Origin of the sequence: Pseudomonas sp. B15(2017) (assembly GCF_002113215.1) — a bacterium.
Classification (GTDB): Bacteria; Pseudomonadota; Gammaproteobacteria; order Pseudomonadales; family Pseudomonadaceae; genus Aquipseudomonas.
In genome coordinates this window covers 181,830-208,177 of sequence record NZ_NEJZ01000004.1, presented here as the reverse complement: position 1 = coordinate 208,177, position 26,348 = coordinate 181,830, and the positions used below count along the sequence as shown (strand labels likewise).

At 60.8% G+C, this 26,348-nt stretch carries 26 protein-coding genes; 12 read left to right on the top strand and 14 right to left on the bottom strand.

All coding sequences use genetic code 11. The features are described 5' to 3' along the window. The first annotated feature begins 12 nt into the window (after positions 1-12). The 5 genes from CAF73_RS08675 (at position 13) to CAF73_RS08655 (ending at position 3,515) form a co-directional block, all read left to right on the top strand. Positions 13-1,506: an RNA polymerase factor sigma-54 gene (locus tag CAF73_RS08675; protein WP_085698462.1), complete on the top strand. Its 1,494-nt coding sequence runs from the start codon at positions 13-15 to the stop codon at positions 1,504-1,506. 73 nt (positions 1,507-1,579) lie between these two features. Then, positions 1,580-1,888 carry a ribosome hibernation-promoting factor, HPF/YfiA family gene (hpf, locus tag CAF73_RS08670; RefSeq protein WP_007953578.1) on the top strand — a complete coding sequence of 103 codons (309 nt, stop codon included), beginning with the start codon at positions 1,580-1,582 and terminating at the stop codon, positions 1,886-1,888. An 11-nt stretch (positions 1,889-1,899) separates the two neighbouring features. Continuing rightward, complete coding sequence (gene ptsN, locus CAF73_RS08665; RefSeq protein ID WP_007953580.1) at positions 1,900-2,364, top strand: PTS IIA-like nitrogen regulatory protein PtsN; 465 nt, start codon at positions 1,900-1,902, stop codon at positions 2,362-2,364. Positions 2,365-2,366: 2 nt separating this feature from the next. Then, positions 2,367-3,224, top strand: coding sequence for an RNase adapter RapZ (gene rapZ, locus CAF73_RS08660; protein ID WP_085698460.1), 858 nt, complete (start codon positions 2,367-2,369; stop codon positions 3,222-3,224). Between the two features lie 15 nt (positions 3,225-3,239). Next, on the top strand, positions 3,240-3,515 hold the full coding sequence (locus tag CAF73_RS08655; protein ID WP_085702475.1) for an HPr family phosphocarrier protein: 276 nt from the start codon (positions 3,240-3,242) through the stop codon (positions 3,513-3,515). Between the two features lie 39 nt (positions 3,516-3,554). Here CAF73_RS08655 and CAF73_RS08650 read toward each other — a convergent pair whose 3' ends face one another. The 6 genes from CAF73_RS08650 to pmbA all read right to left on the bottom strand — a co-directional run bounded on the left by CAF73_RS08650 (position 3,555) and on the right by pmbA (position 8,832). Further along, the gene (locus tag CAF73_RS08650; protein ID WP_085702474.1) at positions 3,555-4,448 is read right to left on the bottom strand and encodes a ZIP family metal transporter; all 894 of its coding nucleotides are present in this window, start codon (positions 4,446-4,448) and stop codon (positions 3,555-3,557) included. 30 nt (positions 4,449-4,478) lie between these two features. Beyond that, positions 4,479-5,090: a superoxide dismutase gene (locus CAF73_RS08645; RefSeq protein ID WP_085702473.1), complete on the bottom strand. Its 612-nt coding sequence runs from the start codon at positions 5,088-5,090 to the stop codon at positions 4,479-4,481. A gap of 1 nt (position 5,091) precedes the next feature. Beyond that, positions 5,092-5,532: a hypothetical protein gene (locus CAF73_RS08640; protein WP_085698456.1), complete on the bottom strand. Its 441-nt coding sequence runs from the start codon at positions 5,530-5,532 to the stop codon at positions 5,092-5,094. 27 nt (positions 5,533-5,559) lie between these two features. Beyond that, positions 5,560-6,936 carry a lyase family protein gene (locus CAF73_RS08635; protein WP_085702472.1) on the bottom strand — a complete coding sequence of 459 codons (1,377 nt, stop codon included), beginning with the start codon at positions 6,934-6,936 and terminating at the stop codon, positions 5,560-5,562. Further along, positions 6,917-7,324 (bottom strand): FagA protein, encoded by a 408-nt coding sequence (locus tag CAF73_RS08630; RefSeq protein WP_085702471.1) that lies wholly within the window; start codon positions 7,322-7,324, stop codon positions 6,917-6,919. Before CAF73_RS08630 ends, CAF73_RS08635 begins: the two co-directional genes overlap by 20 nt. Positions 7,325-7,485: 161 nt before the next feature. Then, complete coding sequence (pmbA, locus tag CAF73_RS08625; protein ID WP_085702470.1) at positions 7,486-8,832, bottom strand: metalloprotease PmbA; 1,347 nt, start codon at positions 8,830-8,832, stop codon at positions 7,486-7,488. A 108-nt stretch (positions 8,833-8,940) separates the two neighbouring features. Here pmbA and yjgA point away from each other — a divergent pair, with 108 nt between their 5' ends. Then, a complete protein-coding gene (yjgA, locus tag CAF73_RS08620) occupies positions 8,941-9,465 on the top strand; it encodes a ribosome biogenesis factor YjgA (protein ID WP_085698452.1) in 525 nt (174 codons plus the stop codon). A gap of 51 nt (positions 9,466-9,516) precedes the next feature. Here yjgA and tldD read toward each other — a convergent pair whose 3' ends face one another. The 8 genes from tldD to mreB form a co-directional block, all read right to left on the bottom strand. Continuing rightward, on the bottom strand, positions 9,517-10,959 hold the full coding sequence (tldD, locus tag CAF73_RS08615) for a metalloprotease TldD (protein ID WP_085702469.1): 1,443 nt from the start codon (positions 10,957-10,959) through the stop codon (positions 9,517-9,519). A 5-nt stretch (positions 10,960-10,964) separates the two neighbouring features. Continuing rightward, positions 10,965-11,825 (bottom strand): carbon-nitrogen hydrolase family protein, encoded by an 861-nt coding sequence (locus CAF73_RS08610; protein ID WP_085698450.1) that lies wholly within the window; start codon positions 11,823-11,825, stop codon positions 10,965-10,967. 58 nt (positions 11,826-11,883) lie between these two features. Further along, positions 11,884-15,687, bottom strand: coding sequence for a YhdP family protein (locus CAF73_RS08605; RefSeq protein ID WP_085702468.1), 3,804 nt, complete (start codon positions 15,685-15,687; stop codon positions 11,884-11,886). Between the two features lie 75 nt (positions 15,688-15,762). After that, the gene (rng, locus tag CAF73_RS08600; RefSeq protein WP_007953605.1) at positions 15,763-17,220 is read right to left on the bottom strand and encodes a ribonuclease G; all 1,458 of its coding nucleotides are present in this window, start codon (positions 17,218-17,220) and stop codon (positions 15,763-15,765) included. A 57-nt stretch (positions 17,221-17,277) separates the two neighbouring features. After that, a complete protein-coding gene (locus CAF73_RS08595; RefSeq protein WP_085702467.1) occupies positions 17,278-17,874 on the bottom strand; it encodes a nucleoside triphosphate pyrophosphatase in 597 nt (198 codons plus the stop codon). 199 nt (positions 17,875-18,073) lie between these two features. Further along, complete coding sequence (gene mreD, locus CAF73_RS08590) at positions 18,074-18,565, bottom strand: rod shape-determining protein MreD (protein WP_064593386.1); 492 nt, start codon at positions 18,563-18,565, stop codon at positions 18,074-18,076. After that, positions 18,565-19,692 (bottom strand): rod shape-determining protein MreC, encoded by a 1,128-nt coding sequence (gene mreC / locus CAF73_RS08585; RefSeq protein WP_085702466.1) that lies wholly within the window; start codon positions 19,690-19,692, stop codon positions 18,565-18,567. Before mreC ends, mreD begins: the two co-directional genes overlap by 1 nt. Before the next feature lie 140 nt (positions 19,693-19,832). Continuing rightward, positions 19,833-20,870, bottom strand: coding sequence for a rod shape-determining protein MreB (mreB, locus tag CAF73_RS08580; RefSeq protein WP_002555108.1), 1,038 nt, complete (start codon positions 20,868-20,870; stop codon positions 19,833-19,835). A 211-nt stretch (positions 20,871-21,081) separates the two neighbouring features. On the opposite strand from mreB, the gene gatC reads away from it, so the two are divergent. From gatC to CAF73_RS08550, 6 genes are all read left to right on the top strand, one after another. Next, positions 21,082-21,369, top strand: coding sequence for an Asp-tRNA(Asn)/Glu-tRNA(Gln) amidotransferase subunit GatC (gatC, locus tag CAF73_RS08575; protein ID WP_085698446.1), 288 nt, complete (start codon positions 21,082-21,084; stop codon positions 21,367-21,369). Between the two features lie 16 nt (positions 21,370-21,385). Further along, on the top strand, positions 21,386-22,837 hold the full coding sequence (gene gatA / locus CAF73_RS08570; protein WP_085698445.1) for an Asp-tRNA(Asn)/Glu-tRNA(Gln) amidotransferase subunit GatA: 1,452 nt from the start codon (positions 21,386-21,388) through the stop codon (positions 22,835-22,837). Between the two features lie 10 nt (positions 22,838-22,847). Beyond that, on the top strand, positions 22,848-24,293 hold the full coding sequence (gene gatB / locus CAF73_RS08565; RefSeq protein ID WP_085698444.1) for an Asp-tRNA(Asn)/Glu-tRNA(Gln) amidotransferase subunit GatB: 1,446 nt from the start codon (positions 22,848-22,850) through the stop codon (positions 24,291-24,293). 164 nt (positions 24,294-24,457) lie between these two features. Further along, positions 24,458-24,832, top strand: coding sequence for a septal ring lytic transglycosylase RlpA family protein (locus CAF73_RS08560; protein ID WP_039769262.1), 375 nt, complete (start codon positions 24,458-24,460; stop codon positions 24,830-24,832). Positions 24,833-24,878: 46 nt separating this feature from the next. Continuing rightward, positions 24,879-25,940, top strand: a complete 1,062-nt coding sequence (locus tag CAF73_RS08555; RefSeq protein WP_085698566.1) for a calcium/sodium antiporter — start codon at positions 24,879-24,881, stop codon at positions 25,938-25,940. Then, positions 25,937-26,314, top strand: a complete 378-nt coding sequence (locus tag CAF73_RS08550) for a carboxymuconolactone decarboxylase family protein (protein WP_085698443.1) — start codon at positions 25,937-25,939, stop codon at positions 26,312-26,314. Before CAF73_RS08555 ends, CAF73_RS08550 begins: the two co-directional genes overlap by 4 nt. The last annotated feature ends 34 nt before the right edge of the window (positions 26,315-26,348 follow it).

Below are 26,348 nucleotides of genomic sequence, written 5' to 3'. Positions count from 1 at the left end.
TAAGCCCCTGCCATGAAACCATCGCTAGTCTTGAGAATGGGCCAGCAGCTGACGATGACACCGCAGCTGCAACAGGCCATCCGCCTGCTCCAATTGTCGACCCTGGATCTGCAGCAGGAAATCCAGGAGGCTCTGGAATCCAATCCGATGCTCGAACGCCAGGAAGACGGCGACGACTTCGACAACTCCGATCCCATGGCCGACAACGCCGAGCAGAAGCCCAACACCGAGATCCAGGAACCCTCCTATCAGGAGACCGCGCCGACAGTCGATAACCTCGAAGACGGCGAATGGAACGAGCGAATCCCCAACGATCTACCCGTCGACACCGCCTGGGAAGACGTCTATCAGACCAGTGCCAGCAGCCTGCCGAGCAGCGATGATGACGAGTGGGACTTCACCACCCGCACTTCCGCCGGCGAGAGCCTGCAAAGCCACCTGCTGTGGCAATTGAATCTGGCACCGATGTCCGACACCGATCGCCTGATCGCGGTCACCCTGATCGATTGCATCAACAATCAGGGCTACCTCGACGAAACCCTCGAAGAAATCCTCGACGCCTTTGATCCGGAACTCGATATCGAGCTGGACGAGATCGAAGCCGTCCTGCACCGCATCCAGCAGTTCGAACCGGCCGGCATCGGCGCGCGCAACCTGGGCGAATGCCTGCTGCTGCAATTGCGCCAGCTGTCGGCCAAGACCCCTTGGCTGGCCGAAGCCAAGCGCCTGGTTACCGATTACATCGACCTGCTCGGCAGTCGCGACTACAGCCAACTGATGCGCCGCATGAAGCTCAAGGAAGACGAACTGCGCCAGGTCATCGAACTGGTGCAGAGCCTCAACCCGCGCCCCGGCTCGCAGATCGAGTCGACCGAAGCCGAATACGTGGTGCCTGACGTCATCGTACGCAAGGACAACGAACGCTGGCTGGTGGAGCTGAACCAGGAATCAGTGCCGCGTCTGCGGGTCAACGCCCAGTACGCCGGTTTCGTACGTCGTGCCGACACCAGTGCCGACAACACCTTCATGCGCAATCAGTTGCAGGAAGCCCGCTGGTTCATCAAGAGCCTGCAGAGCCGCAACGAAACCCTGATGAAAGTTGCCACCCAGATCGTCGAGCATCAGCGCGGCTTCCTGGAGTACGGCGACGAAGCCATGAAGCCGCTGGTCCTGCATGACATCGCTGAAGCAGTGGGCATGCACGAGTCGACAATTTCCCGAGTGACCACGCAAAAATTCATGCATACCCCGCGGGGCATATATGAGCTGAAATACTTTTTCTCCAGCCATGTAAGCACCTCCGAAGGCGGTGAATGCTCTTCCACGGCGATCCGCGCGATCATCAAGAAACTGGTTGCCGCGGAAAATCAGAAAAAGCCGTTGAGTGACAGCAAGATCGCTGGTTTACTGGAGGCACAAGGCATTCAGGTGGCTCGCCGCACCGTCGCCAAGTACCGCGAATCCCTCGGGATCGCGCCTTCGAGCGAACGCAAGCGGTTGATGTAAGCCACGTTACAGCGTTCCAGTGGCAGGCTCTTCGGCCTGCCGCTTTATGCACTGGCAACGAAGGAGAAGCTGTATGCAAGTCAACATCAGTGGACACCAACTGGAAGTTACCCAACCTCTCCGTGAGTACGTTGAGCAAAAGCTCAAGAGGCTTGAGGGACATTTCGACAAGATCACCAACGTGCAAGTCACGATGTGCGTCGAAAAGCTGAAGCAGAAAATCGAAGCCACGCTGCATATTCCCGGCAATGAAGTCGTCGCGAACGCGGAACATACTGATATGTACGCTGCGATCGACGCGCTGACCGACAAGCTTGATAAACAACTCAAAAAGCATAAGGAAAAGACCCAGAGCCTGCTTCAGGGCGCTACCGGTCGATAACCCCCACCCCCATGATCCGACTTGAAAGTATCCTGACCCCCGGCCGTTCCCTGGTGAACGTGCCGGGCGGCAGTAAAAAGAAAGCCCTCGAACAAATTGCCAACCTGATCGCCCGGGAAGTCCCGGATCTGGAGATGCAAGATGTCTTCGAGGCATTGATTGCCCGTGAAAAACTGGGTTCCACCGGTTTTGGCAACGGCATCGCCATTCCCCACTGCCGCCTCAAGGGCTGCGAAGCGCCGATCAGTGCGCTGATGCACCTTGACGCCCCTATCGATTTTGACGCTATCGACGGCGCGCCTGTGGACCTTCTGTTCGTCCTGCTGGTGCCGGAAGCCGCCACCGATGCTCACCTGGAGCTTTTACGCCAGATCGCCAGCATGCTCGACCGCAAGGATGTGCGCGACAGACTGCGTAGCGCGCCAAGCAACGAAGCCTTGTACCAGGTTGTACTGGAAGAACAGAACAGGCCGTAATCATGCGCTTGATCATTGTCAGTGGCCGTTCCGGCTCGGGTAAGAGTACTGCCCTGGATGTCCTTGAGGACAACGGCTACTACTGCATTGACAACCTGCCTGCCGGCTTGCTTCCGGATCTCGCCGAGCGCGCTCTGGTGCATACCGAAATGCTCCAGCCGCTGGTGGCTGTCTCGATCGACGCCCGCAACCTGCCGAGCCATCTGTCACGTTTTCCAGAGCTGCTCGAGGAAGTTCGCAGCCGGCACATCCAGTGCGATGTCCTGTACCTGGATGCCGATGACGAAACATTGCTCAAACGTTTTTCGGAGACCCGTCGTCGTCACCCGCTCAGCAATGCCAACCGCTCGCTGGCCGAAGCCATCAACGACGAAACCGCCCTGCTGGGCCCGATCGCCGATCTGGCCGATCTGAAGGTCAACACCACCAACCTCAATCTCTATCAACTGCGCGACACCATCAAGCTGCGCCTGCTGAACCAGCCTGAGCCGGGCACTGCGTTTCTGGTGGAGTCGTTCGGTTTCAAACGCGGCATGCCGGTGGATGCGGATCTGGTGTTCGATGTACGCTGCCTGCCGAATCCGTATTGGAAACCGGAGCTGCGCGCACAATCCGGTCTCGATCAGCCGGTCGCCGAGTATCTGGCGGCGCAGCCGGAGGTCGAGGAGATGTACCAGGACATTTACTCGTATCTGTACAAATGGTTGCCGCGCTTTGCGGCGAGCAACCGCGCTTATGTCACCATTGCCATCGGCTGCACCGGCGGGCATCACCGCTCCGTTTACCTGACCGAACGTCTTGGCCAGGCGCTGCAGAAGACCCTGAAGAACGTCCAGGTTCGCCACCGCGACCTCAGCTAAAGGATTCACACCGCGATGCCTGCTCGGGAAATAGAAATCATCAACAAGCTGGGCCTGCATGCCCGCGCATCGGCAAAATTCGTCGGGGTGGCGGGTAAGTTTCCCGATTGCACGATCAGAGTGGGCCGCACCCCGGAAACCACGGTTGACGGCAAAAGCATCATGGCGATGATGATGCTCGCTGCAGGCCAGGGCACCAAAATATACCTGAGCACCGAAGGTCATCAGGAACAGGAAGCCATGGATGAGTTGGTAACGCTGATTAACAACTACTTCGACGAAGGTGGTTGAAAACACTTGAGGCGAGGGAGCTCGCTCCCTCCTCCCGACTCATCCCAACGCCGTGTCCATCACCATCATCAGACAGAAGCCGATCAGCAATCCCAGACTTGCCAGCTTCTCATGGCCATTGCGTCGCGACTCCGGGATAACCTCGTGAGTCACCACCAGCAGCATGGCTCCCGCCGCCAACGCCAACCCCAAGGGCAGCAACAACTCGGCCAGACTGACCAGCCACGCACACAGAAGCGCGAACACCGGCTCGACCAGTCCTGACGCTGCGCCAACCAAAAACGCCTTCACCCGCGACATCCCGGCGCCAGCCAACACCAGTGCAATCACCAGCCCTTCCGGCACATCCTGCAAGGCAATGCCCATCGCCAGACTGTCTGCGTCCGGCATTCCACCGCCAGCCGAGACGCCGACGGCCATCCCTTCCGGGATGTTGTGGGCGATGATGGCGAACACAAATAACCAGATCCGCGGCGGAATCACCGGATGCTCGACAGTGCCGATGAGCATTTCCGGCGAAGCGCCCGACACCCGGCGATCAACCAGATACAGACCGAACGCTCCGAGCATGATGCCGAAGCAGATCAGGCCGCTGGCGCCCCACGAACTCAGTCCCAGACTTTCGGCGGCGGCGATTCCCGGCACGATCAGCGAAAACGCGGTCGCCGCCAGCATCACACCGGCGCCAAAACCCAGCAGCGTATCGCCCAATGCCTGGGGCATGTTGCGGATCACCAACACTGGAACGGCTCCAAGTGCGGTGCCGAGGGCGCAAATCGCCCCGCCCTGCAACGCACGCGATAGCCTGGGCTCCAGATTCAGCCATTCCAGTCCGTGGGCGACCAGCAAGGTCATACCCGCCAACAGCAACAGCGATCCAATTGCGTAACGAAACTTACGCCCACTTCCGATCGCCAGTGTTTCAGTGCCCATAGTCAGCCTTGGATTGTTTTTATAGAAGACTTAAACCAGCGCGGCCTGATAGCGCGCAGCGACTTCCGACCAATTGATGACGTTGTAGAACGCGCTGATGTATTCCGGCCGACGGTTCTGATAACGCAGGTAGTACGCGTGCTCCCACACATCGAGCCCGAGAATCGGCGTATTGCCGCTCATCAGCGGGCTGTCCTGGTTACCGCTGCTTTCCACCACCAGTTTCTTGTCCGGCGTCACGCTGAGCCAGGCCCAGCCACTGCCGAAACGGGTCAGCGCGGCTTTGGTGAAAGCGTCCTTGAAGCTGTCAAGGCCGCCCAATTGTTCATCGATCGCCCTGGCCAGCGCACCATCCGGTTTACCACCCCCGTTGGGCACCATTACTTCCCAGAACAGCGAGTGGTTGGCGTGACCGCCGCCTTGGTTGATCACCGCCGCACGAAGTTTTTCCGGTAGTTGCTGGACGCTGGCGACCAGTTTTTCCACCGGCCATTCCGCGAATTCGGTGCCCTCGACTGCAGCGTTCAGATTGTTGATATAGGTCTGGTGATGTCTGGTGTAGTGGATCTCCATGGTTTGCGCATCGATGTGCGGTTCCAGAGCGTCGTAGGCGTAAGGCAAGGCTGGCAGGGTAAAAGCCATTTCAATGGACTCCATGGTGATGTGGGGCAGGCGCGCGGCGCGCATTGCCTGTATCCGGGTGCAGCAAACGCTGGGTGCGCGGGTATTCGCCGTGTTCGCTGATGAAATTGAGCAGCTCTACGTAGGTCTTGCTGCTCTGGCGCAATGCCGCTTCACGCAGCGCCGGGCGCAGTCGCTCGTCCTGCATGGTCTGCAACAGGCGCTGGTGGATAGCGCAGAGGTACTCGGCGCTCTCCTCCGGCTGATTCAGGCGCAGATGCAGATCCGCCAGGTTGTGATGGGAAATGACGCAGGCCGCCACTGCTTCGTCGGCATCGGCCCAGCGTTCGAACAACACTTGAGCCAGGGCCAAGGCTTGCAGATAAGCCTCGCGGGCGTCGATCAGATCGCCCAGCATGAAACAGCGATTGGCCCGTTCGATCGTGCGTTTCCAGTGCTCCATGGTGAACCTCCAAAGCGGTTGCGGTGCTTACACGCCGCCGGCGGTGAGTTTCTCAGGATTGAGCAACTCTTCCAGTTGGCTGCGCGACAGGTCGGTGTGTTCCAGCGCGACGTCGATCACCGGACGGCCCTGTTTGTAGGCCTGCTTGGCGATTTCGGCGGCTTTCTGGTAACCGATGATCGGGTTGAGCGCGGTCACCAGAATCGGGTTGCGCGACAGCGCTTCCTTGAGCCGCGACTCGTTGACCTTGAAGCTGGCGATGGCCTTGTCGGCCAGCAGACGGCTGGAGTTGGCCAGCAACCCGATGCTGCTCAACAGGTTCTGGGCGATGATCGGCAGCATCACGTTCAATTCGAAATTGCCCGACTGACCGGCGATGGTGATCACCGAATCGTTGCCGATCACTTGCGCGGCGACCATGGCGGTAGCTTCAGGAATTACTGGATTGACCTTGCCCGGCATGATCGACGACCCCGGTTGCAAACCCTCCAGCTCGATTTCACCGAGGCCGGCGAGCGGGCCGGAATTCATCCAGCGCAGGTCGTTGGCGATTTTCATCAGCGACACGGCAGTAGCCTTGAGCTGACCCGACACCGCTACGGCGGTGTCCTGCGAGCCGATCAGGGCGAACAGATCCTTGCCCGGCGTGAACTGAACGTTGGTCAACAGGCTCAACTGGCGGCTGAAACGCGCTGCGAACTCCGGATGCGCATTGATCCCGGTGCCGACCGCCGTGCCGCCCTGGGCCAGAGATTGCAGGCTTGGCAGCAAATCCTGCAGATGACCGATATTGGCCTTGAGCTGCTGTGCCCAACCGTTGAGTACCTGACTCATGCGCACCGGCATCGCGTCCATCAAGTGGGTGCGGCCAGTCTTGACGTGATGATGGACTTGCCCGGACTTGCGCTCGATCACTTGTACCAGATAAAGCAGCGCCGGCAGCAATTGTTCGTGCAGGGCCAACGCGGCGCTGACGTGGATGGTGGTCGGGATGATGTCGTTGCTGCTCTGCCCGCAGTTGACGTGATCGTTGGGGTTCACCGGTTCTTCGAGCAGGCGGCTGGCCAGGGTGGCGATCACTTCGTTGGCGTTCATGTTGGAGCTGGTGCCGGAGCCGGTCTGGAAGATATCCACCGGGAAATGCTGCATGAAGTCGCCTTCCAGCAGTGCTTGAGCGGCATCGCTGATGGCTTTGCCTTGCGCGGCGCTGATCTGGTTGAGTTCGACGTTGGCGCGGGCGGCGGCCGCTTTCGCCAGAATCAGGGAACGTATGAACTGGGTCGGCATCGGCTTGCCGCTGATCGGGAAGTTATCCACTGCACGCTGGGTCTGCGCGCCGTAGAGAGCGTCCACCGGCACCTGCAGTTCGCCCATGCTGTCGCGCTCAATACGTGTCTTGGTCATCGGTAAATCCTTGGACTAATTCAATGAGAGGAATCGAGGGTTGCAACTCGCAGGTGGCGAGCTGCCAGGTGTAGCTTTGCCAGCGTTTGAGCCGGCATTTGCACATTGAGAGGCGTTCCATTTCACGCAGCGGTCGCCAGGCTTGATCGAGACAGAGGCTGCGCCAATGCCACGGCAGCGCGATGTCGGAGGCCGTGTCGAGCAGCAGACGGAAAGAGGTTTCAGCGACCGTCCAGGGTGAGGTCGCTGTGCAGCAGGCCAGATATCGGCCTTCGGCCAGGTAGTGTTCGATCAGACGAGGTTCATCGGGATCCATCGCGCAACGGATCTGGCGACTCATCCAGCGCCAGCTTTCAAGGTACGGCTGCTCGTGCAAGGCAGAACTCATGATCCGGGGCTCATACGATAATGAGATTTATTATTATATGATAATAAGAACCAAAACAAGGGCAGCTTTTTTGTTCCCCTCATGAGCCCGGAAAAACTTGCGGACACAAAAAAAGCGCGCCGCCCGGTCGGGTGGCGCGCCTTTGTTTACCTGACGGAGGCTTAACTGCCCGCGACAGTCATCTTCTCGATCAACACCGAGCCGGTGCGAATATTGCTGCGCAGTTCCAGATCGTTACCAACGGCGACGATCTGCTTGAACATGTCGCGCATGTTGCCGGCGATGGTCACTTCCTGCACCGCGAACTGGATTTCACCGTTCTCGACCCAGAAACCCGCCGCACCGCGCGAGTAATCACCAGTCACCATGTTCAGACCATGGCCCATCAACTCGGTGACCAGCAACCCGCGCCCCATACGCCGCAGCAAGGCCGCCTGGTCTTCATCGCCATGAGTGACAAACAGGTTATGCACGCCGCCGGCGTTGGCGGTACTCGGCATGCCGAGTTTGCGACCCGAATAGGTGCCGAGGATGTACGAGACCAACTCACCCTTTTCGACGAACGGCTTGGCATAGGTCGCCAGACCGTCACCGTCGTACGATGCACTGCCCATGGCACGCATCAGGTGCGGGCGCTCGTCGATGGTCAACCATTCCGGGAACAGCTTCTGCCCCAGGGTGCCTTCAAGGAATGACGATTTGCGGTACAGACTGCCGCCGGAAATCGCCGACAGGAAGCTGCCGAACAATCCACCTGCCAGTTCCGCTGAAAACAAAACCGGCACTTCGCAGGTCGGTACCGGACGCGCGCCCAGACGGCTCGCCGCCCGTTGTGCCGCACGCTGGCCAATGCTCACCGGATCCGCCAGCAAACTGCCCTGACGGTTCACGTCATACCAGTAATCGCGCTGCATCTGGCCATCGGCCTCGGCGATCATCACACAGCTAAGGCTGTGCCGGGTCGAGGCATAACCACCGATGAAACCATGGCTGTTGCCGTACACGCGGCAGCCCTGATGAGTGCTCAACGTGGTGCCATCGGCATTCTTGATGCGGGCATCGGCATCGAAAGCGGCGGCTTCGCAGAGCAGCGCTTTCTCGATGGCCTGCTCCGGGGTGATGTCCCATTCGTGGAACAGATCGAAATCCTGAATATCCCTGGCCATCAGCGCGGCATCGGCCAGCCCGGAGGCTTCGTCTTCGGAGGTGTGCTTGGCAATCGCCAGCGCCGCAGCGACGGTCTCGCGAATCGCATCCGGCCCGGTGGCGGAGGTGCTGGCCGAGCCTTTGCGCTGACCGACGTACAAGGTGATGCCAAAGCCCTGATCGCGGTTGAACTCGACCGTCTCGACTTCACGTTGACGCACCGACGTGGACAGTCCCTGCTCCAGCGACACCGCTACTTCGCAGGCACTCGCACCCTGACGCTTGGCTTCGGCGATGATCTGCTCGACCTGTTCCTGCAGTGCCGGCAATGCCTGTGGGCCGACGCTTTCAACTGCACTCATGCTCATCTCCACTCAAATTCTGCTTTCGGCTGGGGCCTTCGAGCGACCGGGCCGGACAAGCGGCCCCCGACTGGTTATCATGGCGGCGTTTCTTTGCGGACTGCCACCATGGTTGATTCTTACGACGACTCCCTCGATACGGGAGAAAAAAGCAAATCCCAGGTCAAACGCGAGCTGCATGCTCTGGTTGACCTTGGCGAGCGCCTTACGACACTCAAGCCGGACCGGCTGGCCAAACTGCCACTGACCGACGCCCTGCGCCGGGCTCTGGCCGATGCGCCCAAACACGTTGCGCACATTGCACGTAAACGGCATTTGCAGTTCATCGGCAAACTCATGCGCGATCAGGACACCACCGCGATCCTTGAGCTGCTCGATCAACTCGATGCCTCTACCCGTCAGTACAACGAGCGGTTCCACAACCTCGAACGCTGGCGTGACCGCCTGATCGCCGGTGACGATGCCGTGCTGGAGAAATTCGTCGTCGAGTACCCGGACGCCGACCGCCAGCAACTGCGCTCCCTGATCCGTCAGGCCCAGCACGAGGTAGCGCATAACAAGCCTCCTGCCTCGAGCCGTAAAATCTTCAAGTACATCCGTGAGCTGGACGAGACTCAACGCGGTCTGCGTTGATATTCGCCACCGGGTGGCCGCACTGCGCGCCACCCGAAGCTCCATCCCTTCTTACGCGCCCGTGCCACCCACGGTGATCGCATCGATCTTCAGCGTCGGCTGACCGACACCTACCGGCACCGACTGGCCGTCCTTGCCGCAAGTCCCCACACCGCTGTCCAGCGCCAGATCGTTACCGACCATCGACACCCGGCTCATCGCTTCCGGACCGTTGCCGATCAACGTTGCGCCTTTAACCGGTGCGGTGATCTTGCCATCCTCGATCAGGTAAGCCTCGCTGGTGGAGAACACGAACTTGCCGCTGGTGATGTCGACCTGACCGCCGCCGAGGTTGGCGCAGTAGATCCCCTTCTTCACCGAGGCGATGATTTCCGCCGGATCGCTCTGGCCGCCGAGCATGTATGTGTTGGTCATCCGCGGCATCGGCAGGTGCGCGTAGGATTCACGGCGACCGTTACCGGTACGGGCCACGCCCATCAGCCGCGCATTGAGCTTGTCCTGCATGTAGCCCTTGAGTACGCCGTTTTCGATCAGCGTGGTGCACTCGGTCGGGGTGCCTTCGTCGTCGACGCTCAGGGAACCGCGACGACCGGCCAACGTGCCGTCATCGACGATGGTGCAAAGTTTCGAGGCAACCATTTCACCCATGCGACCGCTGTAGGCCGAACTGCCCTTGCGGTTGAAGTCGCCTTCCAGACCGTGACCCACCGCTTCGTGCAGCAGCACGCCGGACCAGCCCGAGCCCAGAACAACCGGCAAGGTGCCGGCGGGTGCCGGAATCGCTTCCAGATTCACCAGCGCCTGACGCAACGCTTCACGGGCATAGCCCATGGCGCGGTCTTCGGCGAGGAAATAACGGTAGTCGGTACGCCCACCGCCGCCGTGGCCGCCACGCTCGCGACGACCGTTCTGCTCGACGATCACGCTGACGTTGAAACGCACCAGCGGACGCACATCGGCAGCCAGGCCACCGTCGGTCGAAGCCACCAGAATACGTTCCCAGACCCCGGCCATGCTTACGCTCACCTGCTGGATACGCGGGTCTAGGGCGCGGGTCGCAACGTCGATGCGCTTGAGCAGGTCAACTTTTTCAGCGCGGCTGAGCACTTCCAGCGGGTTATCCGGCGCATACAACTGGGCGACGTCCTGGGCGCTGAACGCCTGCACCGTGCCGTTCTGCCCGGCGCGGGAAATCGAACGGGCCGCACGGGCCGCTGCGCCGAGGGCTTCGAGGGTGATCGCGTTGCTGTAGGCGAAACCGGTTTTCTCACCGGACTGCGCACGCACGCCGACACCCTGGTCGAGGTTGAAACTGCCTTCCTTGACGATGCCGTCTTCCAGCGACCAGGACTCGGAAATCTGCCCCTGGAAATACAGGTCGGCCGCATCGATGCCTGGGCCCGCCAGATCACCGAGTACGCCTTGCAGACTCTCGATCGTCACGCCGCCGGGCGCCAACAGGTGATCACTGACTGAGGACAACAACTCGCTCATAGGTTTTACGCCTTAAATTCGTGTTCTGAAGCAGGTCGCTGTGCGCCCTGCGAAAAAAACCGCCGATGACCCGTCACCGGCATTCGCGCCCGGATGGACGCTTGTTCACTGCTGTCGCGCTCGGCCAACAGCACGGCTTCGCCTCGTTCCTGTTGCGCCAGCACGCGCCCCCACGGATCGACAATCGCCCCGTGGCCAAAGGTTTCACGCGGCCCCGGATGCGTTCCGCCCTGAGCGGCCGCCAGCACATAGCACTGGGTTTCAATGGCCCGCGCGCGGATCAGCACATCCCAGTGCGCCGCCCCCGTCACAGCGGTGAAAGCCGACGGTGCGGTAATCAGTTCAGCCCCGGCAGCGCGCAATTCGCTGTACAGCTCCGGGAAGCGCAGGTCGTAACACACCGTCAGACCCAATCGCCCGACCGGCGTATCCGCGACCACCACGCCACTGCCATAAGCATAGTCATCGGATTCGCGGTAACGGCCGCGATTGTCCGCTACGTCGACATCGAACAGATGCAACTTGTCATAGCGGGCAACGATTTCACCCTGATCGTTCACCAGCAACGAGCAGGCATGGGACTTGGCCTCAGGCTGCCCCATTGGCGGCAACGGCAAGGTGCCGGCCACAATCCATAACCTGAGGTCGCGGGCGGTCTGTTTCAACCACGGCAGGATCGGGCCATCGCCAAGCGCTTCGGCCCGGCCGATATCGGCGATGTCGCGACGCCCCATGGCCGCGAAATTTTCCGGCAGCACGGCCAGCTTCGCGCCGGCACTGGCTGCTTGTTCGAGCAAACGTCGGGCATCGCGCAGATTGGCCAGCACATCGCTCTGGCTGACCATTTGAATCACCGCTAAAGACATGGCGCACTCCGCAAGAGATATGCGGCCATGCTACTCCATCGGTTCAGAGGGTGGCTGTTCAAAAAGGCTTGTCGAAGGTGATTTTCGGCTCTTTCCAAGGCCCTTTGACGGTGTATTTGACGCTGGCGAAGCGCGCCACGCGATCGCCGATCAGCTTGTCGATCAGGAACAAGGCACCGCCGACTGCCGGCGCGCCGACAATCAGCGCGGCAATCGGCAGGTTGTTGGTCACCGGCAACGTCACCAGCAATTTGGCATCCACCTTGTCGCCCACCAGATCCAGCGTGCCATCCAGTTCCAGGTTGCTCGAAGGGCCGGTCAACTTGATCGGCTCTTTCGTGACATAGACGCCGTTGGTCGCCTCCAACAATCCCTTCACCCGGTCATAGCTCAAGCCTTTGCCGAACAGATCGGAGAAGTCGAGACGCAAACGCCGGCCAATGGAGTTGAAGTTGAGCAGACCGAATACGCGCAATGCCTGAGCGCCGCCCTCCACTTCGACAAACTGGCCTTTGTTCAACGACGCATCGAGGGTGCCGGAGAAACGTTTGGTCGCCAGCCACGCCGGCGAGCCCGGCCATCGGCCATCGACATCCATGTGGAATTCTTCGCTGGTCACGCTCGGCGCAAAACCCCAGCCCTTGAGCACATCGGCGAGGTTCTTGCCGCCGATCCGCCCCTTGTACCAACTGGTCGTGGCACCGGGCGCACCTTCCCAGCCACCGCTGCCCTGCAAGAGAATGCCCTTGAGACCCAGATCAAGGTTGTTCAGGGCGATGCCCTTGGCGGTCGGCCGAACCTTGAGCGACCAGCCACCGACCAGGTCCTGGCCCAGGAACAATTGATTGATGGTGATATCCAGCGCCGGAATCTTGCTCGGATCGACCGAAGCCAGTGGATCGGGCGCGTTTTCGTCGGCCTGCACCGTCGGATCCGGCGCCGGCAACCGCACGTATTGCAGGTTCACCGCAATCGGCGCGCCCTTGGCGTCGGGAATGCCGGCCGTGCCTTTGGCCTGTTGACTGTCGAGGGCCAGAGCCCAGGCGCCAGGCTTGCGATTCACTTGCACTGCCGCCTGATCCAGCGTGGTGCCGAAGGCCGTGAGTTTGCCGATCTTGAAGTCCGCGCTGCTGAGCAACTGCTTGGCATTGCCGCCTGGATCCTGACCAGCGTACTTGTCCAGCAGATCCTGCCAGGGTTTGACGTCCAGCTCGGACAACACGCCGCGTATCCGCAAACCTTTGTTACCCGGCAACACCGCTTCGCCGGCGCCGAGGAACAATTCGCCACGGCCATCGGCAAAATTGTCCGGTGGCGCAGCGAAGGTGAAGTTGGCCAGTTGATCGTAATTGACCCAGTAACGCCGCTCCTGTCCCTGCAACGTCATGCGGAACACCGTGTCACGCCCGACATCGGCGGCCATGCCGAACGGTGCCGGCAAATCCACCGCCACACCCTTCATGCTGGAACTGACCATCAATTGGCTGTCGGCACCGTCCAGATTCACCTGCAGCTGATATGGAAGGGTCCCGGACACCGGCAACGGCTGAGTCACGCCCAGCCAGTCGGTGAGTTTCTTGACCTCGACCTGCCCTGACGCTGCCACCCGGGTCTTGAGTTTGCCGGGGCCGCCGTCGGCGAAAATTTGCGCGGTGACCGGTTTGTCGAAGGCCCGGGCACTGATGTTCTGCCCGCTCAGGCCCTTGGCGCTGTCGAAGCGGAAATCACCCTTGAGCTGGCTCAGTTCGAGCTTCGGCTCCGCCAGTTTCAATTGCGCATTGGCAGTTTTGAAATCGACGAGGATTTTCGGCTGATCGCCCTTGGCCAACGGCACATCGAGCTTGAGCGTACCTTGCAGATCGCCCTCGCCTTCCCAGCCGGCGAAGGTGTCGGCGGTGCCGATCGGCGCTTCCTGAAGAATTTTCAAGCCATCGCCCAGCCCGCCGGCAAAGGTGCCGTCGAGGAACATATGGCTGTGCTCGCCGCTCGGCACATGGGGAATATTGACGAAGACATCGCTGACCTGAGTGTCGAGCAACTGGCCCTTGCTGGCGAGAATACGCACGCCGCTGTCTTCGATGAACACGTCACCGTTGACCTTGCTCACATGCGGCCAGCCCGGCTGGAACGCCAGTTCGGCGTCATGCACCTTGAAGAACAGGCTGATGCTGCGATCCGCTTCCCCGGCGTTCTTGTTCAGCGAGCCCTGATACTGGAAGAACCCTTGATCCACTGCGCCCTTGAGAATCGCCGTACGCAGCCATTCGTCGAGTGCCGGGCTCAGGACTTGCGGCAGGTACTTGGCGGTATAACGACCGTCGCCGTCCACCAGACCGACCCGCAGGTCCATGTAGTCTTCCTGACTGTGATCGAAATGCAGGCGAATCAGGAAGTCGCCAGCGATCTTGCCCTCCTCGCCGAGCACCTTCAGGTAGGGGGCGATCAGGGTGAAACCTTCTTTATCGAGCTTCCAGGTCAATCGGGCGTTGGCCTGAATGTATTGCCACGGCTTGGCAAAAATCGGATCGAGGTGCAGGACGAAATCCTTGCTGTCCATGCGCAGCTCGCCGCCGCCGAGGTTGCCGCTGAGACTGCCGCTGACGTTCCGGGCCGCCGGGGCGCCGTGATAGGCGTCGAAACCGACCTGATCAAGGTTGGCGGCGAAGCTGAATTTGCTGTCGTCGGTGGCGTTCGGCCGGAAATCCAGCAGCACGTTGCGCAGACCGCCGGTCACTTTCAGGCGCTCGACCACGGTGGCGAAGCCTTCGGGCAACGGGCCGAGGGCATTGAGCAAGGGCGTTATCGGTGTCAGGTCGAGCCGGTCGGCCTGCAAATGCCAGAGTTCTTCAGTCTTGTCGGTGGCAGCGGTCTGTTTGATCTGGACATGCGATTCCCAACGGGTTTCGCCCAAATTCATCGCCAGCGAATCAAGCGTGACAGTGGCTCCCTCCGGACCGCGCTGGAAGTAGCCGTTGAGCGCCAGATTGTTGATCTGGATCGGCTTGCGTTCGGCATAGGCGCCGGTCAGTTGCGGCGAATTGAGACGGATCGCAGCACTCTGCAACGCCCCTTCGCGCCAGTTAACCCACAGCTCCCCGCCGGCCTTGATCTCGGAGAAATTCCATTGTTGGGTCAGGCGCTCGGGCAGCCATTTCGACCAGTCGCTCTGCGGCAGGCTGACATAACCTTCCACTTCGCTGTTCTGCCAGTTGTTCGCACGAATCCGCGTGCGCAGGCTCAGCGCCACGGGCTGGCCGTCCGGCAGGGTCAACCGCGCATCGAGGCGCTGGCGGCTGGTGCCAGTTTTTAGATTGAGGCCGACATACGTGAAGGTCAGCGGTGCCTGTTCCCGCGGCTGCAAGGTCACCTGGCTGTCGAGCACCGACAGTTGCTGAATCATTTGCATGCGGTTGAACAGTTGCTCGGGATCCATGGGCTGATCCTGCTGCACCGGCAGGCCTTCCAGCGCCCACTTTCCGTCTTCGCCTTCCTTGAGGCTGATCTTCAGGCCATTGAGTTCAAGGTGGGCGATTCGCACTTCGCGAGCCAGCAGACTGGCCCACAGATCCGGCACCGCACGCACCCGATCCAGGCGCAAGGCGTTGGCGCCGCTGCCGACCATCACGTCATGAGCCAGCAGGATCGGCGCAAATCCGCTCCAGTTGCCTTCCAGCTCGCCGATCTGCAGCGGCATGCCCAGGGCAGCACTGGCCTTGTCTTCGATATCCGCGCGGTATTCGGCCACCAGCGGCGTGAGTTCCCGGCCGAGACTGACGTACAACGCCATCAATACCAGAACCAACGCGCACAGGCCCAGACCCCAGCGGGTCAGTGCGGCCAAAATGCGTGTCAGACGTTCCATGTCAGTTGGCTCCCATGGCAAAAATACTGCAAAAAGCTGAGGCCAGCCGTTTCAGGAAAAGGGTGACGCAGGGATTCAGAGCAGCACCACGTCATATTGTTCCTGGGAATACATGGTTTCCACCTGAAAGCGTATGGTGCGTCCGATGAAACCTTCAAGCTCGGCCACGTTACCGGACTCTTCATCAAGCAGGCGATCCACCACCTTCTGGTTCGCCAGCACCCGATAACCCTCGGCCTGATAGGCCCGGGCTTCACGCAGGATCTCGCGGAAAATCTCGTAGCAAATGGTTTCCGGGGTTTTCAGCTTGCCCCGGCCCTGACAGCTGCTGCACGGTTCGCACAGCACTTGCTCGAGACTTTCGCGGGTGCGCTTGCGCGTCATCTGCACCAAACCCAACTCGGTGATACCGATGATGTTGGTCTTGGCGTGATCGCGCTCCAGCTGTTTCTCCAGAGTACGCAGCACCTGACGCTGATGCTCTTCATCTTCCATGTCGATGAAGTCGATGATGATGATCCCGCCCAGGTTGCGCAGGCGCATCTGCCGGGCGATCGCGGTCGCGGCTTCGAGGTTGGTCTTGAAGATGGTCTCTTCGAGGTTGCGATGACCGACAAACGCCCCGGTGTTCACATCGATGGTGGTCATGGCTTCCGCCGGGTCGATCACCAGATAGCCACCGGACTTCAGCGGCACCTTGCGTTCCAGGGCTTTCTGGATTTCATCCTCGACGCCATAAAGATCGAAGATCGGCCGTTCACCCGGGTAGTGCTCCAGACGATCGGCGATTTCCGGCATCAGTTCGGCAACGAACTGCGTGGTCTTCTGGAAGGTTTCCCGGGAGTCGATGCGGATCTTCTCGATCTTCGGGCTGACCAGATCGCGCAGGGTGCGCAGCGCCAGGCCGAGGTCTTCGTAGATGACGCTCGGTGCGCCGATGGTCTTGATCTGTTCGTTGATCTGATCCCAGAGGCGGCGCAGGTAGCGGATGTCCATCAGGATCTCATCGGCCCCGGCACCTTCGGCGGCAGTGCGCAGAATGAAGCCGCCGGCCTCCTTGATGCCTTCTTTGGCCACGCAATCGCTGACCACCTGTTTGAGACGTTCGCGCTCGGCTTCGTCTTCAATTTTCAGGGAAATGCCGACGTGGGCGGTGCGCGGCATGTACACCAGATAGCGCGACGGAATCGACAGTTGCGTGGTCAGCCGCGCGCCTTTGGAACCGATCGGATCCTTGGTGACTTGAACCACCAGGCTCTGGCCTTCGTGCACAAGGGCGCTGATGCTTTCCACCGCCGGGCCTTCGCGCAGGGAAATTTCCGAGGCGTGAATGAAAGCTGCGCGATCCAGACCGATGTCGACGAATGCCGCCTGCATGCCCGGCAGGACGCGCACCACCTTGCCTTTATAGATGTTGCCGACGATCCCGCGTTTTTGCGTACGCTCGACGTGCACTTCTTGCAGCACACCGTTTTCGACCACCGCCACGCGCGATTCCATCGGCGTGATGTTGATCAGAATCTCTTCACTCATGGCAGGGTCTCGTTCAGGCATGTTCACGATTATGGCCGCATCTTTTCCGTTCGACGCTCATTGCGCGTTCAGGGTTTGCCAACAGGGTATGCCGAAATGGCCGAGCAGTTCTGCGCTTTCGCACACCGGCAAGCCGACGACCGCCGAGTAACTGCCATTGAGGCCGGCAACGAACACCGCGCCGAGCCCCTGAATGCCGTAGCCACCCGCCTTGTCCCGAGGCTCGCCGCTGGCCCAGTAGGCGGCGGCTTCTTCGCGGCTGATCGACCGGAACCGCACCAGACTGCGCACCACACGCGACTCGCAGCGCTCGCCGTCGAGCACGGCAATCGCCGTCAGCACTTCGTGCTCCTTTCCGGACAGCATCATCAGCATGGCGCATGCATCGGCTTCGTCCACCGGTTTGCCAAGAATTTTGCCGTCCAGCACCACGGCGGTGTCGGCGCCCAGTACGCAAAACGCCACATCGGAAACGACCGTGCGCTGTCCGGCTTCGGCCTTGCCGCGCGCCAGGCGCTCGACGTAGGCCGATGGGGATTCATGGGCTAGAGGGGTTTCATCGATATCCGCGCTGATGGCGGTAAACGGGATGCCGATCTGCGTGAGCAATTCACGCCGACGCGGCGATCCTGAGGCGAGGTAAAGCGGCTTCATCAAGACATCTCCCTGTTTGGTGCCCGGCCTCGCAAATGCTGTTCCCTTTGGTCGGCGTCTGGTGTTGCCTACTGCGTTGCCGCTACTCGCCATAGCACGCTATGACTCGTCACGGCGCCTTGTCTGGCAACAACATCCACTCGCCCAAAAAGCTCTTCATTTGCGAGGCAAGCACTGGTACGGGCAAATGCCTGAGCGATCAGTTGATTTTGTAGCGCCGGCGCAATCCACGCAGAGCGAAGCTGACCCATGGCCAGAGCAAGGCACTGACCAGTGCCGGCAGGACCAGCGCGAGGGTCGGCTGACGGTTGCCGGTCAAGGCACTGAGCCAAAGCTGTACCAGCTGGGCAAGGCCGAAGATCACCAGAATCACCAGGCTTTGCTGCCACATCGGGAACATTCGCAGACGTTGCTGCAATGAAAGCACCAGGAATGTGATCAGGGTCAGGATCAAGGCATTCTGACCGAGCAGGTCGCCCTGCAGCACGTCCTCGGCCAGTCCCAGGCAGAAAGCCGTGACCATGCCGACGGTGTGCGGCAGATACAAAGCCCAGAAAGTCAGGAGCAAGGCCAGCCAAAGCGGGCGCAGGATTTCCATGAAAATGGGCAGTGGCGACACGCTGAGCAGTATGCCGACAATAAACGTCAGCCAGACAATCCAGCCGTTCCGCGATGCGGTAGCCCCGACCATTATTCTTGCCTCCCGGTGGTAGCCGGCGCAGTGACTGGCGGTTTGGCCGCTGATCGAGCCGCCGGTTGATTTGCCGGTGGTTTGCTGGCCGCTGGTGTGACTGCAGGCGGTTTGCTTGCAGCGGGTTTGACCGGCGTGGTGCTGGCGGCAGGCGCAGCCGGTGTCGCCGTGGCAGGGGTTGCTGTTGCGGCTGCGGCAGGCGGTGTGACGATTTTCGGCACTGTGGCTGGAATCACCGGACCGCCACCGAAGGCATCAAGGTTTTCCTGCGCCTGCGCGGCATCATTGGCACGTTCTTCGGCGGTGCGGTTGTCACTGAATACCAGCAGCAGGTAACGGCTGCGGTTCAGTGCGGCGGTCGGCACAGCGCGAACAATGGCGAAAGGCTGGCCGGAGTCGTGGATGACTTCCTTGACCGTTGCCACCGGATAACCGGCCGGAAAACGCTGACCCAGGCCGGAGCTGACCAACAGATCCCCTTCCTTGATATCGGCAGTATCGGCAACATGGCGCAACTCAAGGCGCTCCGGGTTGCCCGTCCCACTGGCGATCGCCCGCAGACCATTACGGTTCACCTGCACGGGAATGCTGTGAGTCGAGTCGGTCAGCAACAATACGCGGGAGGTGTAAGGCATCAGCTCGACCACCTGCCCCATCAGACCGCGAGCATCGAGCACCGGCTGACCGAGTACCACGCCATCACGCTCACCTTTATTGATGATGATGCGATGGGTGAAAGGGTTGGGGTCCATGCCGATCAGCTCGGCCACTTCGACCTTCTCGTTGACCAGCGCGGAGGAATTGAGCAACTCGCGCAGACGGACGTTCTGCTCGGTGAGGGCGGCAAGCTTCTGCATGCGCCCCTGCAACAGCAGGTTCTCCGACTTGAGTTTTTCGTTTTCGGCCACGAGCTCGGTGCGACTGCCAAACTGGCTGGCGATACCTTCCCACAACCGTCCGGGCAGGTCAGTAATCCAGTAGGCGTCCATCAGCACCAGCGAGGCCTGGCTGCGTACGGGTTTAAGCAGGCTGAAACGCGCGTCAACGACCATCAGCGCGACCGATAGCACGGCCAGCACCAACAAGCGCACGCCCAGTGAGGGGCCCTTGGCGAAAAGCGGTTTAATAAGCCGCTCCTCCCAGGCAAATGTTCTGTTTATTCATACGGCATCAAACCGGCCTGGATGAAGACTGACAGAAGATAAACGCCAACAGGCAGCACTGCAAAGTGCTGCCTGCGCGCTCACCCACGTATTGCACCCGGCGATTATTCGCTGGAGAGCAGGTCCATGGTGTGCTTGTCCATCATTTCCAATGCACGGCCACCGCCGCGAGCGACGCAGGTCAGCGGATCTTCGGCAACGATCACCGGCAGACCGGTTTCCTGAGCCAGCAGCTTGTCGAGGTCACGCAGCAGCGCGCCACCACCGGTCAGCACCAGGCCACGCTCGGCGATGTCGGAAGCCAGTTCCGGCGGCGATTGCTCAAGAGCACTTTTCACGGCCTGAACGATAGTTGCCAAGGACTCTTGCAGAGCTTCCAGCACTTCGTTGGAGTTCAGGGTGAATGCGCGTGGAACGCCTTCGGCCAGGTTGCGACCGCGAACGTCGACTTCGCGAACTTCGCCGCCCGGGTAGGCTGTGCCGATTTCCTGCTTGATGCGCTCGGCGGTGGATTCGCCGATCAGGCTGCCGTAGTTGCGGCGCACGTAGGTGATGATCGCTTCGTCGAAGCGGTCGCCGCCAACGCGTACGGATTCGGCATAGACCACACCGTTCAGGGAGATCAGCGCGATTTCGGTAGTACCACCACCGATATCCACGACCATCGAACCGCGAGCTTCTTCAACCGGCAGGCCGGCACCGATTGCAGCGGCCATTGGTTCTTCGATCAGGAACACTTCACGGGCACCGGCGCCAAGGGCCGATTCACGGATGGCACGACGCTCAACCTGGGTGGACTTGCATGGAACGCAGATCAGCACACGAGGGCTGGGCTGCAGAAAGCTGTTTTCGTGAACCTTGTTGATAAAGTATTGCAGCATCTTTTCGCAGACGCTGAAGTCGGCGATCACGCCGTCCTTCATCGGACGAATGGCAGCAATGTTGCCCGGCGTACGACCGAGCATGCGCTTGGCCTCGGTGCCGACAGCGACGACACTTTTCTGGTTACCGTGTGTCCGAATGGCCACAACCGATGGCTCATTCAGGACGATGCCGCGCTCGCGCACGTAAATAAGGGTGTTGGCAGTGCCCAGGTCAATGGAAAGATCGCTGGAAAACATGCCACGCAGTTTCTTGAACATGGGAAAGGGACCCTAGGCAACGCGTGGGTAAAAAAGTGCGGCAAACTCTAACAACGACAGGGATTTTGGGCAAGGCGCCAATATGTTAAATTGGCCGCTTTTCTGTGCACCAAGCCCCACAATCGCGGCCTTATGACCGTAGAAGTGCGGTAGTGTTCCGACAATCTAACACACGGACGCCGTCCGTCCTGTTTTCCACTGGAGAAACCCGATGGCGCTAGAACGCTCCGACGTGGAAAAAATCGCTCATCTGGCCAGCCTTGGCCTTAATGACGCCGATCTTCCACATATCACTTCGGCCCTCAACAGCATTCTCGGGCTGGTCGACGAAATGCAGGCGGTCGATACCGACGGTATCGAGCCGCTGGCCCACCCGCTGGAAGCCAGTCAGCGCCTGCGCGCCGACGTCGTGACCGAAAGCAATAACCGCGAGGCTTATCAGTCCATCGCACCAGCGGTCGAAAACGGCCTGTACCTGGTTCCGAAAGTCATCGACTAAAGGGAAAGAGCCTGCAATGCATCAATTGACTCTGGCCGAGATCGCCCGCGGTCTCGCCGATAAAAAGTTTTCTTCCGAAGAACTGACCAAAGTCCTGCTGGCGCGCATTACCCAGCTCGATCCGCAGCTCAACAGTTTCATCAGCCTCACCGAAGAGCTGGCCCTCGAGCAGGCCAAAGCCGCCGACGTGCGCCGGGCCAATGGTGAGAGCGGCGCGCTGCTCGGTGCGCCGATCGCCCACAAAGACCTGTTCTGCACCCAGGGCATCCGCACCAGTTGCGGCTCGAGGATGCTCGACAACTTCAAGGCCCCGTACGACGCCACCGTGGTGTCGAAGCTGGCCGCCGCCGGCACCGTGACTCTGGGCAAGACCAACATGGACGAATTCGCCATGGGTTCGGCCAACGAGTCGAGCTGGTACGGCGCGGTGAAAAACCCGTGGAACCTGGAACACGTGCCGGGCGGTTCGTCCGGTGGTTCGGCGGCAGCAGTTGCCGCTCGTCTGCTACCGGCTGCCACGGCCACCGACACCGGCGGTTCGATCCGCCAACCGGCCGCGTTCACCAACCTCACCGGCCTGAAGCCGACCTACGGTCGGGTGTCGCGCTGGGGCATGATCGCTTACGCCTCCAGCCTCGATCAGGGTGGCCCTCTGGCTCGCACCGCCGAAGACTGCGCGATTTTGTTGCAAGGTATGGCCGGCTTCGATCCGAACGACTCCACCAGCATCGATGAGCCAGTGCCGGACTACACCGCCGGCCTGAACGGTTCGCTGCAAGGGCTGCGCATCGGCGTGCCGAAGGAATACTTCGGCGCCGGTCTCGACCCGCGCATCGCCGACCTGATCCAGAACAGCATCAAAGAGCTGCAGAAGCTCGGTGCCGTGATCAAGGAAATCAGCCTGCCGAACATGCAGCACGCGATTCCTGCGTACTACGTGATCGCCCCGGCAGAAGCGTCCTCCAACCTGTCGCGTTTCGACGGCGTGCGCTTCGGCCACCGCTGCGAAGACCCGAAGAACCTGGAAGACCTGTACAAGCGCTCGCGTGGCGAAGGCTTCGGGGCTGAAGTCCAGCGCCGGATCATGGTCGGTGCCTACGCGCTGTCCGCCGGTTACTACGACGCCTACTACCTGAAAGCGCAGAAGATCCGTCGCCTGGTGAAGAACGACTTCATGAGCGCATTTAACGAAGTCGACATCATCCTCGGCCCGACCACGCCAAACCCGGCCTGGAAACTCGGCGCCAAGAACAGCGACCCGGTCGCTGCCTACCTGGAAGACGTCTACACCATCACCGCTAACCTCGCAGGCCTGCCGGGCCTGTCGATGCCGGCCGGTTTTGTCGATGGTCTGCCGGTCGGCGTGCAACTGCTCGCTCCGTATTTCCAGGAAGGCCGCTTGCTCAACGTTGCGCACCAGTATCAGCTGAACACTGACTGGCACACCCGCACCCCAACCGGCTTCTGAGGAGACACACATGCAATGGGAAGTCGTGATCGGGCTGGAGATTCACACCCAGCTCACCACCCGGTCGAAAATCTTTTCCGGTAGTTCCACCACTTTCGGTTCCGAGCCGAACACCCAGGCCAGCCTGATCGACCTGGGCATGCCCGGCACCCTGCCGGTACTGAATCAGGAAGCCGTGCGCATGGCGGTGATGTTCGGTCTGGCGATTGACGCCGAGATCGGCCAGCGCAACGTGTTCGCCCGTAAAAACTACTTCTACCCGGATCTGCCGAAGGGCTACCAGATCAGCCAGATGGAATTGCCGATCGTCGGCAAGGGCCACCTGGACATCGCCCTGGAAGACGGCACGGTCAAACGCGTCGGCATCACCCGCGCGCACCTGGAAGAAGACGCCGGCAAGAGCCTGCACGAAGAATTCAGCGGTGCCACCGGCATCGACCTGAACCGTGCCGGCACGCCGCTGCTGGAAATCGTGTCCGAACCTGACATGCGCAGCGCCAAGGAAGCCGTGGCCTACGTCAAGGCGATCCACGCGCTGGTGCGTTACCTGGGCATCTGCGACGGCAACATGGCCGAAGGCTCGCTGCGTTGCGACTGCAACGTGTCGGTGCGTCCCAAAGGCCAGGTTGAATTCGGCACCCGCTGCGAGATCAAGAACGTCAACTCGTTCCGCTTCATCGAGAAGGCAATCAACTCCGAAATCCAGCGTCAGATCGACCTGATCGAAGACGGCGGCAAAGTGATCCAGCAGACCCGTCTGTACGATCCGAACAAGGACGAGACCCGTCCGATGCGCAGCAAAGAGGAAGCCAACGACTACCGTTACTTCCCCGATCCGGACCTGCTGCCGGTGGTCATCGAGGACTCGTTCCTCAACGACGTGCGCGCCACCCTGCCGGAACTGCCACCGCAGAAACGCGAGCGCTTCCAGACTGCGTTCGGTCTGTCGGCCTACGACGCCAACGTGCTGGCCACCAGCCGTGAGCAGGCGGACTACTTCGAGAAGGTCGCCAGCATCGGCGGCGACGCCAAACTGGCGGCGAACTGGGTGATGGTCGAGTTGGGCAGCCTGCTCAACAAGCAGAACCTGGACATCGAGGATTCGCCGGTTTCGGCCGAGCAACTGGGCGGCATGCTGCAGCGCATCAAGGACAACACCATCTCCGGCAAGATCGCCAAGGTGGTGTTCGAAGCGATGGCCAACGGTGAAGGCAGCGCGGACGAGATCATCGAGAAGCGCGGTCTGAAGCAAGTCACCGACACCGGTGCAATCTCGGCGGTACTGGACGAAATGCTCGCGGCCAACGCCGAGCAGGTCGAGCAATACCGTGCGGCAGACGAAGCCAAGCGCGGCAAGATGTTCGGCTTCTTCGTCGGTCAGGCCATGAAAGCCTCCAAAGGCAAGGCCAACCCGCAGCAAGTGAACGAACTGCTGAAAAGCAAGCTCGAAGGCTGACCACAATGGAGCCAGATCCAAAGCCTGGCTCCATTCCCTGTGGGAGTGGCGGTTCGGCGCTCCGACTTGCCCGCGAAGGCGTCGTGACATTCAACATTGATGCTGAATGTGACGGCTTCTTCGCGAGCAAGCTCGCTCCCACATTGTTATTTGGGAGCTTTTGAATGAAACGTCTGCTCGGCGCCTGCGCCCTGCTCTCTTTGCTAGCCGGTTGCGCCAGCACCGACACCATCGACCCGCACGGTTACGACCAGACCGGCGTCGCCTCCTATTACGGTGCCAAGCACCACGGTAAACGCACCGCCAGCGGCGAAGCGTTCAACCAGAATTCCCTGACCGCGGCCCACCGCCAGTTACCGTTCGGCACACGGGTGAAGGTCACCAACCTGAAAAACGATGAATCCGTCGTGGTCCGCATCAACGACCGCGGCCCGCACACCCGTGGCCGCCTGATCGATGTTTCACGTGCGGCGGCCGAACAGCTCGGTATGCTGCGCAGTGGAACCGCCCGTGTTCGGGTCCAGGCTCTCGACGACTGATGGAGCGCCCACCATTTTCGGATTGACCGACTTACCCCTGATCAGCGTGATCGAATTGCTCAGCGGGCTGTTCCTGCTGATCGCCGGCGCCGAACTGATGGTGCGCGCCGCCGTGCGTCTGGCCGCGCGCCTGCATGTACGACCGCTGATCATCGGCCTGACCATCGTTGCCCTCGGCAGCAGCGCTCCACAAATGGCCGTCAGCCTGCAGGCCGTGCAGGCGCACACACCGGACATCGCCGTCAGCAGCGTGATCGGCAGCAGTATTTTCAACATTCTTGTCACCCTCGGCCTGTCGGCGCTGATCATTCCGCTGCGGGTGTCGCGGCAACTGGTGCGCCTCGACATCCCGTTGATGATCGGCGCCAGCCTGCTGGTGTTCGTGCTGGCATGGAATGAAGAGCTCGGGCGCCTCGACGGCGTACTGCTGCTTGGCGCCCTGGGGCTTTACCTCGGGTTGTTGCTGCGCCAGTCGCGGCACTCGACCCGACCGCATTCCGATCAACCGCACGATCCGCAGGCGCCGTGGTTTACCAGCCTGCTGATGATCGTCGGCGGTCTGGGCATGCTGGTGTTCGCCGGGCACCTGCTGCTGGGTGCAGCCGTGGTCGTGGCCACCGACCTGGGATTCTCCGAACGGGTGATCGGTCTGACCGTGGTCGCGGTCGGCACCTCGCTGCCGGAGCTCGCCACCTCACTGATCGCCGCGCTGCGCGGCCAGCGGGACATTGCCGTGGGCAACGTGATCGGTGCCAACCTGTTTAATCTGCTTGGGGTGCTGGGCCTCACCGCACTGATCGCGCCGACGCCGCTGTCGGTCTCGCCGAACGCACTGGATTTCGACCTGCCGGTGATGCTCGGCGTCGCGGCGCTGTGCCTTCCGGTGTTCTATTCCGGTTATCGCGTGACTCGGGCTGAAGGCCTGTTGCTGCTTGGTTTGTATCTGGCTTACGGGCTGCACGTGGTGTCGTTCACCACCGGCATGCCACTGGCCGGCAAGCTTGAACGGTTGATGCTGTTTTATGTGCTGCCGACGCTGCTGACGTTTCTGTTTTTTACGTCCGTACGCGCCTGGCGCCGCCAACACCACAAGAGGGATGTGCCATGACCGAATCGAAGAAATCCGGGGTTGAAGTCCGCCGTCAGGTAATGGGCGACGCGTTTGTCGACCGCGCGCTGGGCAACGCCACCGAATTCACTCAACCGTTGCAGGATTTCGTCAACGAACACGCTTGGGGCGGCGTGTGGAATCGCGAAGGCCTGCCGCTGAAAACCCGCAGCCTGATCACTCTTGCCGCACTGACCGCGCTGAAGTGTCCGCAGGAGTTGAAGGGGCATGTGCGTGGTGCGCTGAACAACGGCTGCACGGTCGATGAGATCCGCGAAGCGCTGCTGCATTGCGCGGTGTACGCCGGCGTGCCGGCGGCAATCGATGCGTTCCGCGCGGCGCAGGAAGTGATCGATACCTACCAGAAACCCTGATTGACGGGCCTGTTCGCGAAGAGGCCCGAAAGAT

Excerpts from the sequence above, each read along its gene's own strand:
- CAF73_RS08675 (WP_085698462.1), top strand. The coding sequence starts at position 13 with ATGAAACCATCGCTAGTCTTGAGAATGGGCCAGCAGCTGACGATGACA.
- hpf (WP_007953578.1), top strand. The coding sequence starts at position 1,580 with ATGCAAGTCAACATCAGTGGACACCAACTGGAAGTTACCCAACCTCTC.
- ptsN (WP_007953580.1), top strand. The coding sequence starts at position 1,900 with ATGATCCGACTTGAAAGTATCCTGACCCCCGGCCGTTCCCTGGTGAAC.
- rapZ (WP_085698460.1), top strand. The coding sequence starts at position 2,367 with ATGCGCTTGATCATTGTCAGTGGCCGTTCCGGCTCGGGTAAGAGTACT.
- CAF73_RS08655 (WP_085702475.1), top strand. The coding sequence starts at position 3,240 with ATGCCTGCTCGGGAAATAGAAATCATCAACAAGCTGGGCCTGCATGCC.
- CAF73_RS08650 (WP_085702474.1), bottom strand. The coding sequence starts at position 4,448 with ATGGGCACTGAAACACTGGCGATCGGAAGTGGGCGTAAGTTTCGTTAC.
- CAF73_RS08645 (WP_085702473.1), bottom strand. The coding sequence starts at position 5,090 with ATGGCTTTTACCCTGCCAGCCTTGCCTTACGCCTACGACGCTCTGGAA.
- CAF73_RS08640 (WP_085698456.1), bottom strand. The coding sequence starts at position 5,532 with ATGGAGCACTGGAAACGCACGATCGAACGGGCCAATCGCTGTTTCATG.
- CAF73_RS08635 (WP_085702472.1), bottom strand. The coding sequence starts at position 6,936 with ATGACCAAGACACGTATTGAGCGCGACAGCATGGGCGAACTGCAGGTG.
- CAF73_RS08630 (WP_085702471.1), bottom strand. The coding sequence starts at position 7,324 with ATGAGTTCTGCCTTGCACGAGCAGCCGTACCTTGAAAGCTGGCGCTGG.
- pmbA (WP_085702470.1), bottom strand. The coding sequence starts at position 8,832 with ATGAGTGCAGTTGAAAGCGTCGGCCCACAGGCATTGCCGGCACTGCAG.
- yjgA (WP_085698452.1), top strand. The coding sequence starts at position 8,941 with ATGGTTGATTCTTACGACGACTCCCTCGATACGGGAGAAAAAAGCAAA.
- tldD (WP_085702469.1), bottom strand. The coding sequence starts at position 10,959 with ATGAGCGAGTTGTTGTCCTCAGTCAGTGATCACCTGTTGGCGCCCGGC.
- CAF73_RS08610 (WP_085698450.1), bottom strand. The coding sequence starts at position 11,825 with ATGTCTTTAGCGGTGATTCAAATGGTCAGCCAGAGCGATGTGCTGGCC.
- CAF73_RS08605 (WP_085702468.1), bottom strand. The coding sequence starts at position 15,687 with ATGGAACGTCTGACACGCATTTTGGCCGCACTGACCCGCTGGGGTCTG.
- rng (WP_007953605.1), bottom strand. The coding sequence starts at position 17,220 with ATGAGTGAAGAGATTCTGATCAACATCACGCCGATGGAATCGCGCGTG.
- CAF73_RS08595 (WP_085702467.1), bottom strand. The coding sequence starts at position 17,874 with ATGAAGCCGCTTTACCTCGCCTCAGGATCGCCGCGTCGGCGTGAATTG.
- mreD (WP_064593386.1), bottom strand. The coding sequence starts at position 18,565 with ATGGTCGGGGCTACCGCATCGCGGAACGGCTGGATTGTCTGGCTGACG.
- mreB (WP_002555108.1), bottom strand. The coding sequence starts at position 20,870 with ATGTTCAAGAAACTGCGTGGCATGTTTTCCAGCGATCTTTCCATTGAC.
- gatC (WP_085698446.1), top strand. The coding sequence starts at position 21,082 with ATGGCGCTAGAACGCTCCGACGTGGAAAAAATCGCTCATCTGGCCAGC.
- gatA (WP_085698445.1), top strand. The coding sequence starts at position 21,386 with ATGCATCAATTGACTCTGGCCGAGATCGCCCGCGGTCTCGCCGATAAA.
- gatB (WP_085698444.1), top strand. The coding sequence starts at position 22,848 with ATGCAATGGGAAGTCGTGATCGGGCTGGAGATTCACACCCAGCTCACC.
- CAF73_RS08560 (WP_039769262.1), top strand. The coding sequence starts at position 24,458 with ATGAAACGTCTGCTCGGCGCCTGCGCCCTGCTCTCTTTGCTAGCCGGT.
- CAF73_RS08550 (WP_085698443.1), top strand. The coding sequence starts at position 25,937 with ATGACCGAATCGAAGAAATCCGGGGTTGAAGTCCGCCGTCAGGTAATG.